A 17179-nucleotide genomic window follows, 5' to 3' on the forward strand; every position below is an offset into this window, starting at 1 on the left:
TAAGGAAAATGGAACAAATTAAAAAAATAGAAAAAGAATCTTTTAGTCAAAAATTGCTTGCTACGAGTATTACTGCTATCTGTACTAGTTTAATAATGGTAAGTGTTACACAAGCAAGTGATGTAGAGATATATCAAGAAGCTAAATCTGGTCAGATAACATTAATGTTTATGCTAGATATTTCTGGAAGTATGGATGCTTTTGATGCCCCTAGTAGTGGCACTACTGGTACAGTAACTTCAACGAATGGTTCGGCAATTACAACTTATAGCCGCAGGTACAGTGATGTAACTGAGAATGTAAGACTTTATTATTATATGCGTACGGGTGGGTTCTCTAATAGAAAATGGTGGAGTTGTGGAGTCGGTGGCTCAACCTCTCAAAGTGATTGTGTAATTGCACTAAATTCGCAACCATCAACAAATGGAATGTCTAATAGTAGTAGCAGTGATCCTAGATATTTTTATAAAGATACAACTGGAGAAACTGTTAGATATTTTGACCGCATTACACGTTTAAAAGATGGAATGTTTGATCTTTTATATGGCAATACGACCAAAGGGATCACCCGAATTTCTGATGATAAAGTGATAGGGTTATCTACATTAGGGGCTTATTATAATAATAGTAATTATAATACTGGCGCGGTCTTAGTTCCTGCAAGGAGATTGGATTGTATCTATGGTAAAGTTGGCTGTTCAAATATGCCAAATAATGGGAAAAGCCAACGAACTATTTTACTTGAGACAATTGGTGGTTTTAAAGCTTCAACGAATACTCCAACTGCGCGTTCCTATGCAGAAGTTGCATCCTATTTATTTGGTACGACGACAGGAGGGACGGAGCGAGGTATCATTGGGCGTTCACCTTTATCGTACTCAAATCGTTTTTATCCATGTACCAGTATGACTGCAACGGGAGGTTGTAATAGTTATTCTAGTAGCTATATAACTCTGCCAAGTTATGACAGTTATGGATATGATAATAATTACTATTATTTCTATAAAAATAATATTGCCAATTCAAGTGCAAGTGGTTTCCCATACTCTTCAGATGAAACCAAAAATGCTGCGAAAACATTGTATATACAGCCAGATTCATTAATTCAAAACGATGATATTAAAAAATGTAGTGGACAAGGAGTCTATGTCTTAACAGATGGAGCGCCAAATAGTAATACCGAAACGCAAACATTGATGCAGGCCGCCTTGGGCTCAAAAGGCTCAGCTTTTAGTTGTACAGATTCATCGTCCGGTTGGAATTGTACGCATGAATTTGTAAAAACTTTGCTTGATCAATCTAAAAATCCTGCAGCTTTAAAAATTAAAACAGCGGTGGTTGGTTTTGGATCAGACTTTAATGATTTATCTTCCTTTGATAGAGCAAAAACTCAAGCCGAGAATATTGCTGCTTTAGGTACTATTGATAGCAATGTGAAAAATGCTGCGTATTGGGGAATTATTGGGGAAGGTGGGTGGTATTCTGGAAATAGTTCTCAGGATGTAGTCGATAGTGTTAATGCTTTTTTAGGTGACTTAAATACTGATATACCTTCTGTGACAACAGGTTCCCCAACTATTCCAAAAGACGCATTAAATCCAGCAGTTTTGCAAGATGATGCTTATTATCAACAATTTCAACCGACTCCGGATAAGAACTATCAGCTTTGGACAGGGAATCTTAAAAAATATTTAGTTGCTGCTTCTGGAAAACTAGAAGGGAAAAATGGTGCAAGCGTCACTGATAGCAAAGGGCAACTTATCACTCCTACTTATGATGCAAATGGAAAACTCCTTTCTGCTACCTACGATTTCTGGGCGGCTGCTGTAAGTAGTAATTCTTCTATAGTGGATGCCGATGAGAGTACTGCAGGAAGTAAAAGATTTTCTGCTAAAGGTGGAGCTTGGTCACAGCTAAAATTACGCACTTCAACAGATGGAATGCTACAACGTAAATTATTTACTAACCGCATAGCAAGTGGTACTGGAACATCAACAACCTTTATCGATGGTAATAGTTTACGTCGAGTGACCACAAATGATCTTGCTGATGCCTCATATCAAAATGATTCGAGCCGTGGTTATTTAATTAGCTTATTGGGCTTTTCTGTTGATGCAGCTAATCCTTCATCGATCACTGCAAGCTCTTTAACGAATGCTTCCGAGTTGCGTCAAATGGGGTCGGTAATGCACTCTTTACCTATTCTGGTTACAAATAAAGGAAAAGTAAGTTACAACGCATCTACTAAAAAAATTGTTTCTACCAATCGGGAAGATTATGTGCTGTTTGGTACTACACAAGGTTTGGTTCAAGTTGTTGATGCTAAAACTGGCGAAGAAAAGTTTGCTTTTGTTCCAAATGAAATGGTTGAGAGCCAGAAGGAAGCGTTTATTAAATACACTTCTACTAATGGAGGTATGAACAATCTTTATTATGGTGTGGATGGTCCATGGGTGTTACATACAGAATATGTAATTGATAGTTCAGGAAATTTGACAGTTGGAGCTGGTAAAGGACTTAACCAATACGGTAAGCAGCTTGCTTACGGTGGTTTGCGTATGGGAGGGCGTAGTTATTATTCTTTAGATTTACAAGACATTAATACCCCTAAACTTAATTTCAAAATTAGTCCAGATTTGGTAACCAGTGGTCCTTTAAGTTATATGGGGCAGAGTTGGTCAAAACCATCAATTGGATATGTAAACTGGAATGGCGTACGTAAGCTAGTAATGTTTGTTGGTGGTGGATACGACACTGGCTATGAAAATATTACTTACGATCAAACTAATAAGAAAGGCGCTGGTGTATATATGTTTAGCGCTGAAGGTAGTGATGCAGGAACACTACTATGGTGGGCGAGTGCAAATGCTAGTAATAGCACCTCTACCACTTTACCGATAGGTACTAATAGCCCAAATCTTAAATACAGTGTAGTAAGTGAAATTCGCACCGTAGACAGAAATGGAGATGATTTGATTGATCATTTATATTTTGGTGATCTAGGTGGACAACTATTCCGCATTGATTTGGATAATAGTGCTTCGTCTATAACGGGATTCTCAAAAGCACCAGTGAGACTACTTAACCTAAATACAAGCGGAGGAAAGAGTCCTCGTTTTTATGATATGCCAGGGTTCTCTATATATAGCAATAATGGTGAAACTTTTGCGGTGCTTTCTATTGGAAGCGGGAATCGAAGTAAGCCACTACAAAACTATACTGTAGGAACTTCTAATACTAATTATGATGCTATTTATAATATTTATGATAAAGATGTAGCAAGCAAAAGCCTTTTCACTACAGGGAGTAGTAATAGCCAAAATATAATCAGAACTGGTTTGGGTAAGATCACAGAAGCTAATCGTTATAGTGATACTAATCTTATTGCACCATATGGTTCTAGTAATGGTTGGTATTATGAGTTTGATAATTGCGTAGCTGGAATAGATGGTACTAAAACTGGTTGTAGCGATTATAAGCTTCAAAGTGAGAAGGTTTTTGGTTCTCCGCTCGCAATGAACTATCGTTTATATGTATCAACTTTTGATAGTAGTAAACCTGGTCTTTCTGGTGACTGTGGGGCTGGAGTAAAAGGGGAAAGCTTATTAACTACATTCTGCATGCCGTATGGGCAGTGTAAGTCTTTAGATGATATCGGTGGTGGATCGGGTGGTGGAACTCCACGAGGAGCACCTATTGGTGTTGGGATACATAATGTCACTGTAGGTAATTGTACAGGTGGGGATTGTGATAAGGATAGTGGTGGTGGTGATGAGAATAAAAAAGTAGTCAGTGCGTCTAATTATTGTGCAAGTACAGGTGGTCGTATGACTATTACTGTTACTGGGGGCGTGGGTGAAGGCAATGCAACACAAATGTGTTTAATCCCTCAACGTTGGTATGAAAAAGTTAGTTTGCTTAAATGATGGGGAAATATATGAAACAAACTGTATTTATCCCAAAAGGTTTTACTTTGATTGAGTTAATGGTCGTATTGGTAATTGTCGCGATTTTTGCGGCAATTGCCATCCCTAGTTATCAATCATATGTCCGGCGTGCTAATGCATCTCAAGTTCAGCAGGAAGTTCAGCGGATAGCAGATGAATTATCCCGTTGGAAGTCTCGTAATTTTAATTATTTAGGTTATAACCTCCCATCAAAATCTATTGATAATTATATTATCGAGGTTCGTGATGGGAGTGGATCTAATCCTTCGTTGACAGCTTCTACTGCTGCGGGTCAAGCTTGGGTAATTCGTGCTTTATATAATAATGGTACGGTAGTTAATGAATCCTTTTTATTAACAAGTACAGGAATTCAATGCAAAAATAGAACTAAAGCAAATATAACATTTTCGACTTGCGGCGTTGGTTCGGAGAATTGGTAATGAGAAATCAAGGCTTTAGCTTAATAGAGTTAATGGTGGTTGTGGTTATAATCAGTATTTTAGCCTTAGTAGCTTATCCTTCCTATCAAAGTGTTGTGAGAAAGAGTAATCGTGCTGAAGCTAGAAAAGAAATGCTAGAATTAGCAAATAATTTGCAAAAGTATAAAATAGCGAATTTTAGCTTCATTAAAGCAGATAATTCAGCAGTGACTTTAAGTGATATTGGAGGGAGTAATTATATTCCTGCTTCTGGAGCTCCGCTATATAATGTAGTTTTGTCAGATGTTGGTGCTGGATCTTGGACGCTTACAGCTACACCAATTACAGGTAGTGTGCAAGCTAGCGATGGTTCATTAATACTGAATCAGCGAGGAGAAAAGTGTTGGACTAATAGTACTCAAAATAGTCCAGTGTGCACAACTGTTTCTGCAAATTCATCTTGGGATTAATTTTCTACAGTTTTGATTTTATTCTAAAATAGATAGTTGTTTAGTATTGATATCCTGATCAATTAAATTCAAAACTGTGGATAAATCTAAATTATTCTTCCTTTCAGCATAAAATTAACGTAAAATACCGCCCTCTATTAAAGGGGTTTGAAGTGCTGTCGGTGGTCGACGCAGGGATAATCCGTAAAAACTATAAGGTTGTTCTCATGGTTGTTATTCGTTTAGCGCGCGGTGGTGCAAAAAAACGTCCATTCTATCAAATCGTTGTAACTGATAGCCGTAACGCACGTGACGGTCGTTTCATCGAACGTATTGGTTTCTTTAACCCAACTGCACAAGGTAAAGCTGAAAAAATCCGTTTAGACGCTGACCGTTTTGCACACTGGGTTTCTCAAGGTGCTCAACCTTCAGAACGTGTTGCTTCTTTAGCTGCTCAAGCTAAAAAAGCTGCAGCTACTGCATAATTGTAGTAGATAGCCCATGACACCAGCACAGAATGTTCCCGAAGATCGTATTCAGATTGGACAGTTACGTTCAGCTTATGGATTGAATGGGTGGCTCTGGGTTTACTCAAACACTGAACCTATGAGTAATATGTTTGACTACCTTCCTTGGTACATCGAGACCAAGGCGGGTTGGCAAACAATTGATGTAAAACGTTGGAAACCACATGGCAAAGGCTTGGTTGTTGCATTAAAAGGTGTGAGTGATCGCACTGGTGCAGAAAGTTTAGTCGGTGCAAATATCTGGATTGCTAAATCACAGCTTCCAAAAGCAGATGTAGATGAGTATTACTGGTCTGATCTTAAAGGCCTAACCGTGTTAGGTTTGATTGAAGATGAGCAAGAAGTCAATCTTGGTCAAATCTACGAGCTTTTTGAAACAGGTGCCAATGATGTCATGGTTGTTAAAGCAACTGCAGATAGCATTGATGCCGAAGAGCGAATGATTCCTTGGCATAAAGATGTGGTGCAACGCGTTGATCTTGAAGCTGGTCGTATTTACGTCAATTGGGGCGTAGACTACTAATCCTTAAAATAAGGAATAGTAGCGCAGCAGGAAAATAAAGAAGGAGTCTGCGGTGTTTTTTGCAGTCATCACATTGTTTCCTGAAATGTTTGAAGCGATTACAGCGTACGGGATTAGCGGACGCGCAACAAAAAGGGATATTGTGCAAGTCACTTGCATTAACCCACGAGATTTTGCTGAGGGCAACTACAAACGAGTGGATGAGCGTCCATTTGGTGGTGGTCCTGGTATGGTAATGATGGCTGAGCCGTTAGCAAAAGCAATTACACATGCCAAACAACTAGCAGTGCAAGCAGGATGTGCCAATGTTCCTGTGGTGTATATGTCACCGCAAGGACAGACCTTAAATGAACAGGCAGTACAGCAATTCGTTGATTATGATGGTTTGATTGTATTGTGTGGTCGCTATGAAGGGGTCGATGAGCGTTTAATCCAGCATTATGTTGATCAAGAATGGTCAATTGGGGATTATGTGCTTTCAGGTGGCGAACTGCCTGCAATGGTATTGCTCGATAGTGTTATTCGTCGTTTGCCGAATGTCATGTCAGACGAGCAGTCTGCAATACAAGATTCTTTTGTGGATGGTCTGTTGGACTGCCCACAGTATACCAAGCCTGATCATTTTGAAGGGCTAGATGTGCCTGAGGTACTCAAATCAGGGCATCATGCCAATATTGAGAAATGGCGTTTTTTGCAGCGTTATCAACGAACTTTAGATCGTCGACCAGAATTGGTAGAAAAAGTAGAGTTGACCAAGCAGCAAATTAAATGGTTAAAAAATTCCAAAGATTAAACTGGTATCAGTTTGTCTTTGAACCCAACGAGAAGCATTGCTTCGAGTTATGACTTAAACCTAGTTTAAGTTAAATAATAGGCTCTTTAAGACATTCTGTTTTAAAGGGAAAGTTAAACGAGCGATATGCGCTTTAGCCTCTATCCTCAGCGGTGTAAGAGACCTCTTCTCTCCCGCACATATTGGAGATTCCACAATGAGTGGTAAACATCCTTTAGTTCAAGCTGTTGAAAATGCACAGTTAAAAACTGATATCCCTGCTTTTGCTCCTGGTGACACAGTAATTGTCCAAGTTAAAGTAAAAGAGGGTGACCGTGAGCGTCTTCAAGCATTTGAAGGTGTTGTAATCGCGAAGAAAAACCGTGGTTTAAACTCTGCTTTCACAGTTCGTAAAATCTCTAGCGGTGTTGGTGTTGAGCGTGTTTTCCAAACTCACTCTCCAATCGTTGCTAAAATCGAAGTGAAACGTCGTGGTGACGTTCGTCGTGCTAAACTTTACTACCTACGCGAGTTGTCTGGTAAAGCTGCACGTATTCGTGAAAAGTTACCAGCTCGTAAACAAGGTTAATTTTAACTTTGTTGTAAAGCAAAAAAATGCGCCAATTGGCGCATTTTTTTATGCTAGTGAGATTTTAAAAGCTATCTTTTTATAATCTCAGTCCTGATTTTGATAAAATGCATGTTTATGCTTTGACTTTTTATTATGAAAAAAAGTTCGTATCGCCATTTGAGTGGTGTTTTCTTATTAAATAAACCTTTAGGTTTAAGTTCTAATTCTGCATTACAAAAAGTGCGTCGTCTGTTTAATGCACAGAAAGCAGGGCATACCGGTGCGCTTGATCCATTGGCAACAGGACTATTGCCAATTTGTTTAGGCGAGGCGACAAAATTTTCTCATTATCTATTGGATTCAACTAAGCGTTATCAAACTACAGTCAAGCTTGGGCAAACCACTTCAACAGGCGATGTTGAGGGTGTTGTATTACAAGAGCGTGTTGTGTCTGCCTTAAATCAAGAGAAGATAGAAGCAGTACTCGAGCAATTCCGTGGCGATATTCAGCAAGTTCCACCGATGTATTCAGCTTTAAAGCGTGATGGGCGTCCTTTATATGAGCTGGCGCGTAAAGGGATTGAAATTGAGCGTGAGGCTCGTCCAGTGACGATCTATGAATTGAAGCTAATTGAGTTTAGTGAGGATAGTCTAACCTTAGATGTCACTTGTTCAAAAGGAACTTATATTCGAGTTTTGGGCGAGGATATTGGCGAAGCTCTAGGATGTGGGGGACATTTAACAAAGCTACATCGTACTCAAACAGGTCATTTTGAGATTGATCCAAGCTATACGATTGAATACTTAGAAAGCCTGTCTCAAGAACAACGTGATGCATTATTGCTACCTGTATTTTCTCCTGTCGCACATTTTCCTAGAGTCCAACTTCCTGAAGGGCGTGAGAAATATTTCGGTAATGGTCAAGAAAGTAATATCGATCATGAAGCAGCCGCTGAAGTTTTAGTTTTTGATGGTGAACGTTGCCTTGGTTTAGCTGAGATTACAGATAAAAAGCGCTTAGTGCCAAAACGTTTATTGAATTTATAAGGTTGTTTTTATGGAGTGGGAGCTGATACTGAGTCTCGTGTTCTTTGCCTTTTGTGCAGGAACAATTGATGCTGCTGTCGGTGGTGGTGGACTTATTCAGATCCCTGCGCTGATGAGTGCGTTACCTCAAACTGCACCCGCTACCATTTTTGGAACCAATAAGATCGCATCGATTTGTGGCACAGGCTCAGCTGCATTTTCCTTCGTCCGACGAGTCAAATTAAAGTGGTCACTGCTCGCAGTGATTGCGGTTTTTGCTTTTATTAGCTCGTTTGTCGGTGCAGCTTGTGTATCGATGGTACCAACAGAAGTGTTGCGTCCAGTAGTCTTAATCATGCTGATCGTGATTGCGATTTATACTTTTATGAAGAAGCAATTTGGACAAGTCCATGTTGATCAACAGATCACACCTCGGTTACTGATCTTTGCTGCTCTTGGGAGTCTTGCAATTGGATTCTATGATGGCATCTTTGGACCTGGCACGGGCAGTTTCTTTATTTTCTTTTTTATTCGTTTTCTTCAAGTTGATTTTTTGCATGCGTCGGCGTTATCGAAGATTGGTAATTTCATGACTAATCTTGCTGCGCTTAGTTTCTTTATCCCGACGGGACATGTATTGATAGCATTGGGATTGATGATGGCAGTTGCAAATATTGCAGGTTCATTATTGGGCGTGCGTTTGGCTTTAAAATACGGTAGCGGATTCATCCGTATTTTATTCCTGATTCTAGTCAGTATCTTGATTTGCCGATTGGGCTATCAAATCATTGTTACTATCTGATTCAAAAGATAAAGGTTTACAACAAAAACACACCTAAACGATGCTGTCTAAAAAACAAACACTTTCTAAGATAAGTATTTAGCCACACACCACAGTATGAGTTTTATGGCATCTTGTATTGTGGTTGTTAGCCAACCTTAGAGGTAAAAATGAATATCTTTGAAGCACTTAGAGAAAGTCATGAACAGCAACGCAGTTTAGCCGATCAATTAATTAAAACCAGTGGATCAAGTGATGAGCGCAAAGAGCTTTTTGCTTTGCTCAAAAAAGAATTATATGCACATTCAGTTGCTGAAGATCGTTATTTATATATTCCGTTAATGTTTGATGATGTGGGATTAGATATTACCCGACATGCATTAGCTGAACACCATGAAATGGATGAACTGGTGGAACAGTTAGAAGACACTGAGATGAGTAATCCAAGTTGGTTGGCAATAGCAAAACAATTAAGTGAAAAAGTCCATCATCATTTAAAAGAAGAGGAGCACAAATTTTTCCAACAAGCAGGAAAAATTTTGGCAGATAGTGAAAAAGACAAATTAGGCAAAAAGTATCTTGCTGAATATCAGAAATACAAAAATACCGATGCCTAATTTTTCTATAAGGTGGTCAATGCGGTTTACTGTATTTGTGACTTTTCACCGCGTAAGGTTACACCAATGGACGCAAGCATAATGCAAAGTAATGCGACCCATTGCAGTAAGCTAATTTGTTCATGCAAGATGACTAATCCAGCTAAGGCTGCTAAAGCAGGTGCAAGACTGGTTAAGGTTCCGTAGCTCAATTTACTTAACCGCTTGAGTGCCATTAAATCTAGCGCATAAGGGATTGCTGTGGCCAAGATCGCAATGACTAAAGCTTTGCCCCAGTATTGAGTATCTAGTAAAGCAGGCGCATTACTCCATAGACCAATCGGTAGCATCACAATGGTCGACATGCCAATCGCAAGAGTTAATGCATGTAAACCAATATTTTGTTGGGCAACACGATGTCCAAATAAGATATAGAGTGCCCAGAAGAAACCAGCACCTAGTGCGCAGGCTGCGCCGATATATGAAAAGTTTTGTTGCTGTGCATCATGCCAAGGTACCATGAGTGCAATGCCTAAAATCGCAAATGCCACCCAAATAAAATCGGTGCGCTGCTTGATTGAAAGTAAGGCCAAACCAAGCGGGCCAATGAACTCTAAACCTACAGCAATACCTTGTGGCAGCTTACCAAGCGATGTATAGAATAAAATATTCATACAACCTAAAGATGCACTATAGAGCAGTAAATCACGCCATTTTAAGTATTTCAGCTTAGAGATGATGGTCCATGAGCGGAACATGATCGCAACGATAATGGTTGCGAAACTCAGCCTTAAAATCGTCACGGTGAGTGGATCAAGCGTCGTAATCAACTGTTTGGCAAATGATGCGCTAATTTGATAAGCCACCATGGATAAAACCATGTACAACACTGCAATCAACTGGAGATTTTTCATGGGAGACCGATCAGACGAATAAGTTAAGCTAAGGTGTAGGCGAGATGATCATACTGTGAGATCTGTATTATTTTAAGATATTGAGGCATTTTATTTAGCCTCTTTTTGTTGGCGTGCATGTTGTGTCGTAAAGGTACACCCAATTGATGCAATGATGATAGTGCCTAATGCTAGCCACTGATTCCACAAAAGCATTTCACCTAAAAATACAAAGCCAGAAAGTGCGGCTACCGCTGGTTCTAAACTCATTAACGTACCAAAGCTAAGCGGTGTTAAGTTGCGTAGTGCAATCATTTCTAAGGTGAAGGGTAATGCACTTGCTAAGATCGCAAGTCCTATAAAATAATAGAGGCTTGGTAATTCAAAGACGCGATCTATTGCACCTGAATATACCGCAAAAGGGAGTAGGCAAAGCATGCCAATTGTCATACCAAGACATACGGTGTGATTGCCTGAAATACCAGATGGTTTCTGTCCAGCGATAATATACAGCGCCCAACAAGCACCCGCGCTAACAGCAAAAAATACACCGACGAGATCGATACCTTGTTGTGCTTGTTGCATTGGGAAAAGCAAAATTAGCCCTAAAATCGCAAAACCAACCCAAATAAAATCAAAACGTTGCTTGGCATGATAGAGCGCAACACTTAATGGCCCAATAAACTCAAAAGCAACAGCAATTCCGAGTGGTAAACGTTCTAAAGATAAATAAAACAGACCATTCATCCCTGCAAGTGCAACACCATAACTGAGGATTGCTTTCCAGCGAACGTGTTTGAAGTTAATTTTCCAGATCCGAAAAATGATGGCCAGAATCATTGCACCAAAACAGAGGCGCATCGCCGAAACGGTTAGCACGGGAAAGCTTTGGAATAGAATCTTTGCAAGTGAACCACTGCCTTGTACACATAACATGGCGATCATAAGTAGTAACACAGCATGTAGAGGTGTCTTGAGCATGGGAGAAAGTCTTATTTTTTGAACAATTGGTATATTATTCACATAATAATTCAAACGCCCATAAAAAAGCCACAGCATAAACTGTGGCTTTTTCTATATTGTTCTAAATTTGCTATTAGAACAATACACGCACGCGAATCGTACCTTCAACTTGGCTTAAGGTATCTAGTGCTTCTTGAGATGCAGACGCATCTACATCCATAACGAGATAGCCGATATCACCTTTAGTCATTAAAGACTGACCGGAGATGTTGATGCCTTGTTCAGCAAATAATGTGTTGATCTTCGATAACACACCTGGCACGTTTTTGTGGATGTGAAGTAAGCGATGCTGACCATCAGAAAGTGGTAATGCGATTTCTGGGAAGTTAACCGCAGAAAGGGTCATACCTTTATCTGAGTAAGCAACAAACTTCTCAGCAACTTCTAAACCGATGTTTGCTTGCGCTTCCATGGTAGAACCACCAACGTGCGGTGTTAAGATCACGTTGTCTAAACCACGAAGTGGTGATTGGAATTCTTCACCATTCGCTTTAGGTTCTTTCGGGAATACGTCAACCGCAGCACCAGCGATGTGACCTGCTTTGATAGCATCCGCTAAATCTTCAATCACAACACATGTACCACGTGCTGCATTTAAGAAGATTGAGCCTTTTTTCATTTTCGCGAACTGTTCTTTCTTGAAGAAGTTACGCGTAGAAGGAACATCAGGAACGTGTAATGTTACAACATCAGCAGTTTCTAAAAGTTCATCTAAAGAGCCAACTTGACGTGCATTACCTAATGGTAATTTAGTCACAGCATCAAAATAGATCACTTTCATACCCAAGCTTTCTGCTAAAACAGAAAGTTGCGAACCGATCGAACCGTAACCAACGATACCTAAAGTTTTACCGCGAGTTTCAAATGAACCCACAGCAGATTTATCCCAACCGCCAGCATGAGTTACTTTCGATTTTTCAGGTACGCGACGAAGCAACAGGATTGTTTCAGCAAGAACCAATTCTGCTACCGAACGCGTATTTGAATACGGTGCGTTGAAAACTGGGATACCGCGAGACATCGCTGCTTTTAAATCGACTTGGTTTGTACCAATACAGAAACAACCAACGGCAATCAATTTATTCGCTGCTTCAAAAACTTCTTCAGTCAATTGAGTACGCGAACGAATACCAACAAAGTGAGCATCTTTGATCGCTTCTTTCAAAGCTTCGCCTTCAAGTGCTGTTTTGTGGTAATCGATGTTGGTATAACCCGCTGCATTTAATGTATCGATGGCATTTTGATGTACGCCTTCTAACAATAGGAAACGGATTTTGTCTTTCGGTAGTGATAGATGTTGGCTCATTACGGCTCCGCTACAAAGGCCAAAATTTAGTTGCAGTACTATAGCATAGAGCTTGGTGTTATAGATATTTCGTTTAAAATTACCTCACTAGAATTGTTGATAATTTTTCAGCAATACATGAATTTTATTGGTTATACACATTTTGTTATTACAGTATCCTTATCCTGCGCTTTATCCCTTGCGCGCTTCTATGTAAAATATAAATATCTAATGTTCAAATCTAAATATATCTAGCTTTGAGCTGTTCTGTAGAGCTTCTATATTTTGGATGATGTTATTTTTCTTTATTTAAGATATTGAAAAATATTAACTTGCAATCCAAAAGCCCGATATTTACTTCTTACTAGGCCTGTAAACGATGAATGCTTCAGTCGCTTTAACACCTGAGTTATTGACCCAATTAACGGCAATTGTGGGTGAAAACCGTATTAAAACCGATGCCGATAGTTTGGAAAATTGGGGACGAGATCATACCAAACATTTTGATCCGAACCCATCAGTCATCGTTTTTCCTTCAAGCACTGAACAAGTTCAATCCATTGTTAAACTTGCCAATCAATTTAATGTTGCGATTACACCATCTGGTGGTCGTACAGGTCTTTCAGCGGGTGCTGTGGCAAATAATGGTGAGATCGTCATTAGCTTTGACAAAATGAACCAAATCCTTGAGTTCTTCCCAGCGGATCGTATGGTACGCGTTCAAGCGGGTGTCGTGACTGAGCAATTACAGGATTATGCTGAACAACAAGGTATGTATTATCCAGTTGATTTTGCATCGGCAGGTTCTAGTCAAATCGGTGGAAATATTGGTACTAATGCAGGCGGTATCAAAGTAATTAAATACGGCATGACACGTAACTGGGTGTTAGGTCTAACGGTTGTCACAGGTAAAGGCGATATTCTTCGTTTAAATAAAGGCATGATTAAAAATGCCACAGGTTATGCCTTACAGCATTTATTCATCGGTGGTGAAGGAACTTTGGGTCTAATCACTGAAGCTGAAATCAAGCTTGAGCGTCAACCACAAAACTTGCAAGTGATGGTTTTAGGCACGCCAGATTTTGATGCAGTGATGCCTGTATTACATGCTTTTCAAAAAGAAATCGACTTAACGGCATTTGAATTCTTTGGTGAAGTGGCAATGCAAAAAGTGTTGGATCGTGGTCATGTACAACGTCCATTTGAAACAACTTGCCCATTTTATGTGTTACTTGAATTTGAAGCGCCATATGAGCCAATCATGGACAAAGCCATGCAGATTTTTGAGCATTGCATGGAACAGGGCTGGGTTGTTGATGGCGTAATGAGTCAAAGCTTGGATCAAGCACAAAGCTTATGGCGTTTACGTGAAGATATTTCTGAGTCAATTGCGCCGTTTATTCCTTATAAAAATGATATTTCAGTGTTGATTACGCATGTGCCTGCGTTTATTGCGGAAATTGATGCCATCGTTTCACAAAACTATCCAGACTTTGAAATCTGCTGGTTCGGTCATATTGGTGACGGTAACTTGCACTTAAATATTTTAAAACCTGAAAACTTAACTAAAGACGAATTCTTTGCGAAGTGTCAGGTGGTGAATAAATACGTGTTTGAGACTGTGAAAAAATATGATGGTTCGATCTCTGCCGAGCATGGTGTGGGGATGACCAAGAAACCATATTTAGAATATTCACGTTCACCTGAAGAAATTGAATATATGAAAGCATTGAAATTGGCATTTGATCCGAATGGGATTATGAACCCAGGAAAATTATTTGATCTTTAATGCTTGATTAAATAAAAGAAGTTCTGTTAAAAGCGTATCGAAAGATGCGCTTTTTTATTGTTTAATTATATGTTTTAGAAAATTTCTGTATAGCCTAATACTTATGAGCCAGAGAGTTTCTATGGGTGTTAAGATGGGTATTCTCTACTTTTGAAGGATTAAAAGTAGGCAAAAAATCCTTTGTGAAACTGACAGTACATCCTTGTACAGCAGTTCCACATAGCGGCATTCGTGCCGCTGGCAAGATAGTAAATTTGAGCTTTGACTTATCTGTCCCTATACGCTTTCCAACCCGTCAAAATATGATAAATCAGTGGTAAAAGACACACGGAAAATAAGCCACAAATCGCAACAACCCACACAGGTAAATCACGCGGATTACCTAAAAAGAAATAAGCAAAAACTGCGTAAGACAACATAGCAAACATTGCCATTGTGCCAAGTGTGAGTGTTACTCTAAAAATTAAAAAGCTCGCAAACTCCTTATACGGTTTCATCTCTCGATTCATCCCATAGGCAATGATCATCAACAAGACAAAACCCAATATAAACAACATAAATACAGCAGCAGCAAAGAGCAGCATGCTCCGCCAACTTTTTTCCTGAGCATTATGATCACCATCTTTATAAACGACAGTCAGATGATCACCAATAATAGGAGCATCACTAGAGCGGATTGAATTATCTATGGTGATAATTTTATTGTGTTGGTCTTTAAATTGCACTTGAGCGGTGTGCATTAAAGTTTGTGTTCTGTATTTTCTGCCATTTGAATCGGTACGCTCAGTATCAACCCATTCGGAATTATAGCTCACGATTTTGGCATCATAGGTTGGCTTAGTTGCCAAATCATAAACAGCCTGTGAAACCCAATAACTAAATGGAAAAAATAAAGCGCTGATGCTAAAAACAACAGCAAATAAATAAGTAAACTCAAGTTTACTACTTTGACGATTATCGGCTAAACGCTTTAGCCAAAGCCTAGTTAAAGCAAAAGACCAAATACATAAGATCACAAAGACAATCAAAAAAATTTGTCCTGCATGAGTCAGTTGCATGATTGATCCTATTTGTTATATTGAATGAGTTGATTTTATCGAATGGTTATCTTTTTAAAATCAAATGAATTAAAACAGTAAAAAATATTATTGTCTCTCGCAAGTCTTAATTTTTGAACAATGAAGTTATCCAAATGAATATCCATCATGAAATAGAAAAACTTTTCCAGCAACGTCAAGACATCCCATTATTTTATATTGAAAGTGGGAGTCGTCTATGGGGTATGGCTAGCCCTGACAGTGACTATGATGTGCGTGGCTTCCATTTGCCGAGTAAAGATCAATATTTTGACTATAAAAAATATCGTGATTTGATTGAAATCATGGATGGAGACTTTGACTTCGTTTCATATGATCTCGATAAAATGTTTGGATTACTGACAAAAAGTAATCCTACCGTTTTGGAGTGGGTGAGGGCGCATATTGTTTATTTTAATGCCTTTCCAGAATGGCAAACCTTTCGCGATGGATTACTAGAACGAATTGATTACAGCGCTTTGTATCACCACTATTTATCACTGGCAAAAGGTGGCATGAAAGTGATGCAAACTGCGGATAATTTCACCTATAAAAAAGTGTTTTATTCGATCCGTGGATTGATGTCGGCAGAGTTAGCCACGCAAGAAGTGATGCCTGAATTATTGATTACCGATTTATTCGCCCAAGTCTCTGAGCATGATCCATTACGTCATTGGGCAGAAGATTATTTGGAAATTAAAAAACAGCAAAAAGAAAAAGCTCAACTTCCTGAAATGGAACAAACCGCGATTCTGAATTTACTGAAAATCAAAATAGAGCAATTGGCTGCTAAAGAAATGCAAAAAGCTGATCGTCGAGAGGGTTTAGAACGTTATTTAACGGAATATAGTCGCCATTTGAAGCAGCATTATTATCAGTAAAAAATGTCTTTTGCTATTTAACAGGGGGAGATCAAAGGCATTTCTTCTGAATTTATACATTAATCTGCTTGTGCTAAATGTCATCCACAATCTGTGTGCTATTGGTAATATATTGTTTTTGCAAAATAAGTAAATATATCCCAGTAGTGAACAGGTTTTGTGGGTGACGAAGTTTTTGGTTACTTTTTTAAAAAAAGTAACGTAAGTCTATAGGTTATATAGGATGCATCACGGTAAGACACTGAAAAGGAAACTATTATTTCCTTTCTCCTGTAAGACCATCAAGTGATTAGAAGTTTTTAAAAACTAGCTTCTAAAATACGCACTTTGACATTAGCCACATGAGCTTTGGTCGCTTCAAAATGCTTTAGCATATGTGTCGTTTGCATATGCGCTTCTAAATGTTCAGTGCTTTGCCATTTCTCTAACATTACGATGCTATTCTGATTGAGTGCTTGCATTTCTATTGCTGGTAAATGGTCAATCAAAGGTTCATAGCCATGACAACCATCTTCAGCCAATACGGTTGGAATGATTTTTTGGAAAGCATCTAATACAGCTTGGCGATGCTCAGCGCCTTCGTGAGTATAAATTTCAGCAATAATTGTCAACATGATATTT

Annotated in this window: 17 protein-coding genes; 12 read left to right on the forward strand and 5 right to left on the reverse strand. The window is 39.0% G+C overall.

From position 1 onward, the window contains the following. Window positions 1-8 precede the first annotated feature (8 nt). The 10 genes from ACF8D3_RS01520 to ACF8D3_RS01565 all read left to right on the forward strand — a co-directional run bounded on the left by ACF8D3_RS01520 (window position 9) and on the right by ACF8D3_RS01565 (window position 9632). Complete coding sequence (locus ACF8D3_RS01520; RefSeq protein WP_392469721.1) at window positions 9-3926, forward strand: pilus assembly protein PilY; 3918 nt, start codon at window positions 9-11, stop codon at window positions 3924-3926. A gap of 11 nt (window positions 3927-3937) precedes the next feature. Continuing rightward, window positions 3938-4387, forward strand: coding sequence for a type IV pilin protein (locus tag ACF8D3_RS01525; protein WP_392469723.1), 450 nt, complete (start codon window positions 3938-3940; stop codon window positions 4385-4387). After that, the gene (locus tag ACF8D3_RS01530; RefSeq protein WP_392469726.1) at window positions 4387-4836 is read left to right on the forward strand and encodes a type IV pilin protein; all 450 of its coding nucleotides are present in this window, start codon (window positions 4387-4389) and stop codon (window positions 4834-4836) included. Before ACF8D3_RS01525 ends, ACF8D3_RS01530 begins: the two co-directional genes overlap by 1 nt. A gap of 206 nt (window positions 4837-5042) precedes the next feature. Beyond that, window positions 5043-5300 carry a 30S ribosomal protein S16 gene (rpsP, locus tag ACF8D3_RS01535; RefSeq protein ID WP_004877778.1) on the forward strand — a complete coding sequence of 86 codons (258 nt, stop codon included), beginning with the start codon at window positions 5043-5045 and terminating at the stop codon, window positions 5298-5300. 16 nt (window positions 5301-5316) lie between these two features. After that, the gene (gene rimM, locus ACF8D3_RS01540; protein ID WP_392469728.1) at window positions 5317-5865 is read left to right on the forward strand and encodes a ribosome maturation factor RimM; all 549 of its coding nucleotides are present in this window, start codon (window positions 5317-5319) and stop codon (window positions 5863-5865) included. A 52-nt stretch (window positions 5866-5917) separates the two neighbouring features. Further along, window positions 5918-6658 (forward strand): tRNA (guanosine(37)-N1)-methyltransferase TrmD, encoded by a 741-nt coding sequence (gene trmD, locus ACF8D3_RS01545; protein WP_392469731.1) that lies wholly within the window; start codon window positions 5918-5920, stop codon window positions 6656-6658. A gap of 196 nt (window positions 6659-6854) precedes the next feature. Beyond that, on the forward strand, window positions 6855-7226 hold the full coding sequence (gene rplS, locus ACF8D3_RS01550) for a 50S ribosomal protein L19 (RefSeq protein ID WP_004660214.1): 372 nt from the start codon (window positions 6855-6857) through the stop codon (window positions 7224-7226). Between the two features lie 135 nt (window positions 7227-7361). Continuing rightward, on the forward strand, window positions 7362-8255 hold the full coding sequence (gene truB, locus ACF8D3_RS01555) for a tRNA pseudouridine(55) synthase TruB (protein ID WP_007480674.1): 894 nt from the start codon (window positions 7362-7364) through the stop codon (window positions 8253-8255). 10 nt (window positions 8256-8265) lie between these two features. Beyond that, window positions 8266-9036: a TSUP family transporter gene (locus tag ACF8D3_RS01560; RefSeq protein ID WP_007480672.1), complete on the forward strand. Its 771-nt coding sequence runs from the start codon at window positions 8266-8268 to the stop codon at window positions 9034-9036. A gap of 149 nt (window positions 9037-9185) precedes the next feature. Next, window positions 9186-9632 carry a hemerythrin domain-containing protein gene (locus ACF8D3_RS01565; RefSeq protein ID WP_019385491.1) on the forward strand — a complete coding sequence of 149 codons (447 nt, stop codon included), beginning with the start codon at window positions 9186-9188 and terminating at the stop codon, window positions 9630-9632. A 26-nt stretch (window positions 9633-9658) separates the two neighbouring features. Here ACF8D3_RS01565 and ACF8D3_RS01570 read toward each other — a convergent pair whose 3' ends face one another. The 3 genes from ACF8D3_RS01570 to serA all read right to left on the reverse strand — a co-directional run bounded on the left by ACF8D3_RS01570 (window position 9659) and on the right by serA (window position 12833). Next, a complete protein-coding gene (locus ACF8D3_RS01570; RefSeq protein WP_392469734.1) occupies window positions 9659-10525 on the reverse strand; it encodes a DMT family transporter in 867 nt (288 codons plus the stop codon). A 90-nt stretch (window positions 10526-10615) separates the two neighbouring features. Beyond that, window positions 10616-11485 (reverse strand): DMT family transporter, encoded by an 870-nt coding sequence (locus tag ACF8D3_RS01575; protein ID WP_392469736.1) that lies wholly within the window; start codon window positions 11483-11485, stop codon window positions 10616-10618. Between the two features lie 115 nt (window positions 11486-11600). After that, window positions 11601-12833: a phosphoglycerate dehydrogenase gene (serA, locus tag ACF8D3_RS01580; RefSeq protein WP_004877767.1), complete on the reverse strand. Its 1233-nt coding sequence runs from the start codon at window positions 12831-12833 to the stop codon at window positions 11601-11603. A 358-nt stretch (window positions 12834-13191) separates the two neighbouring features. Between serA and ACF8D3_RS01585 the strand changes: the two genes are divergently transcribed. Beyond that, window positions 13192-14601 (forward strand): FAD-binding oxidoreductase, encoded by a 1410-nt coding sequence (locus tag ACF8D3_RS01585; protein WP_061518793.1) that lies wholly within the window; start codon window positions 13192-13194, stop codon window positions 14599-14601. Between the two features lie 266 nt (window positions 14602-14867). On the opposite strand, the gene ACF8D3_RS01590 is transcribed toward ACF8D3_RS01585, so the two are convergent. Continuing rightward, window positions 14868-15659 carry a xanthine permease gene (locus ACF8D3_RS01590; RefSeq protein WP_392469738.1) on the reverse strand — a complete coding sequence of 264 codons (792 nt, stop codon included), beginning with the start codon at window positions 15657-15659 and terminating at the stop codon, window positions 14868-14870. Between the two features lie 134 nt (window positions 15660-15793). Here ACF8D3_RS01590 and ACF8D3_RS01595 point away from each other — a divergent pair, with 134 nt between their 5' ends. Further along, the gene (locus tag ACF8D3_RS01595) at window positions 15794-16558 is read left to right on the forward strand and encodes a DNA polymerase beta superfamily protein (RefSeq protein ID WP_392469740.1); all 765 of its coding nucleotides are present in this window, start codon (window positions 15794-15796) and stop codon (window positions 16556-16558) included. A 299-nt stretch (window positions 16559-16857) separates the two neighbouring features. On the opposite strand, the gene ACF8D3_RS01600 is transcribed toward ACF8D3_RS01595, so the two are convergent. After that, window positions 16858-17172, reverse strand: a complete 315-nt coding sequence (locus ACF8D3_RS01600; protein WP_392469743.1) for a putative quinol monooxygenase — start codon at window positions 17170-17172, stop codon at window positions 16858-16860. Between the last annotated feature and the right edge of the window lie 7 nt (window positions 17173-17179).

The sequence above is a fragment of the Acinetobacter sp. YQ_14 genome (assembly GCF_043102985.1).
In the GTDB taxonomy this organism is placed as follows: Bacteria; Pseudomonadota; Gammaproteobacteria; order Pseudomonadales; family Moraxellaceae; genus Acinetobacter; species Acinetobacter venetianus.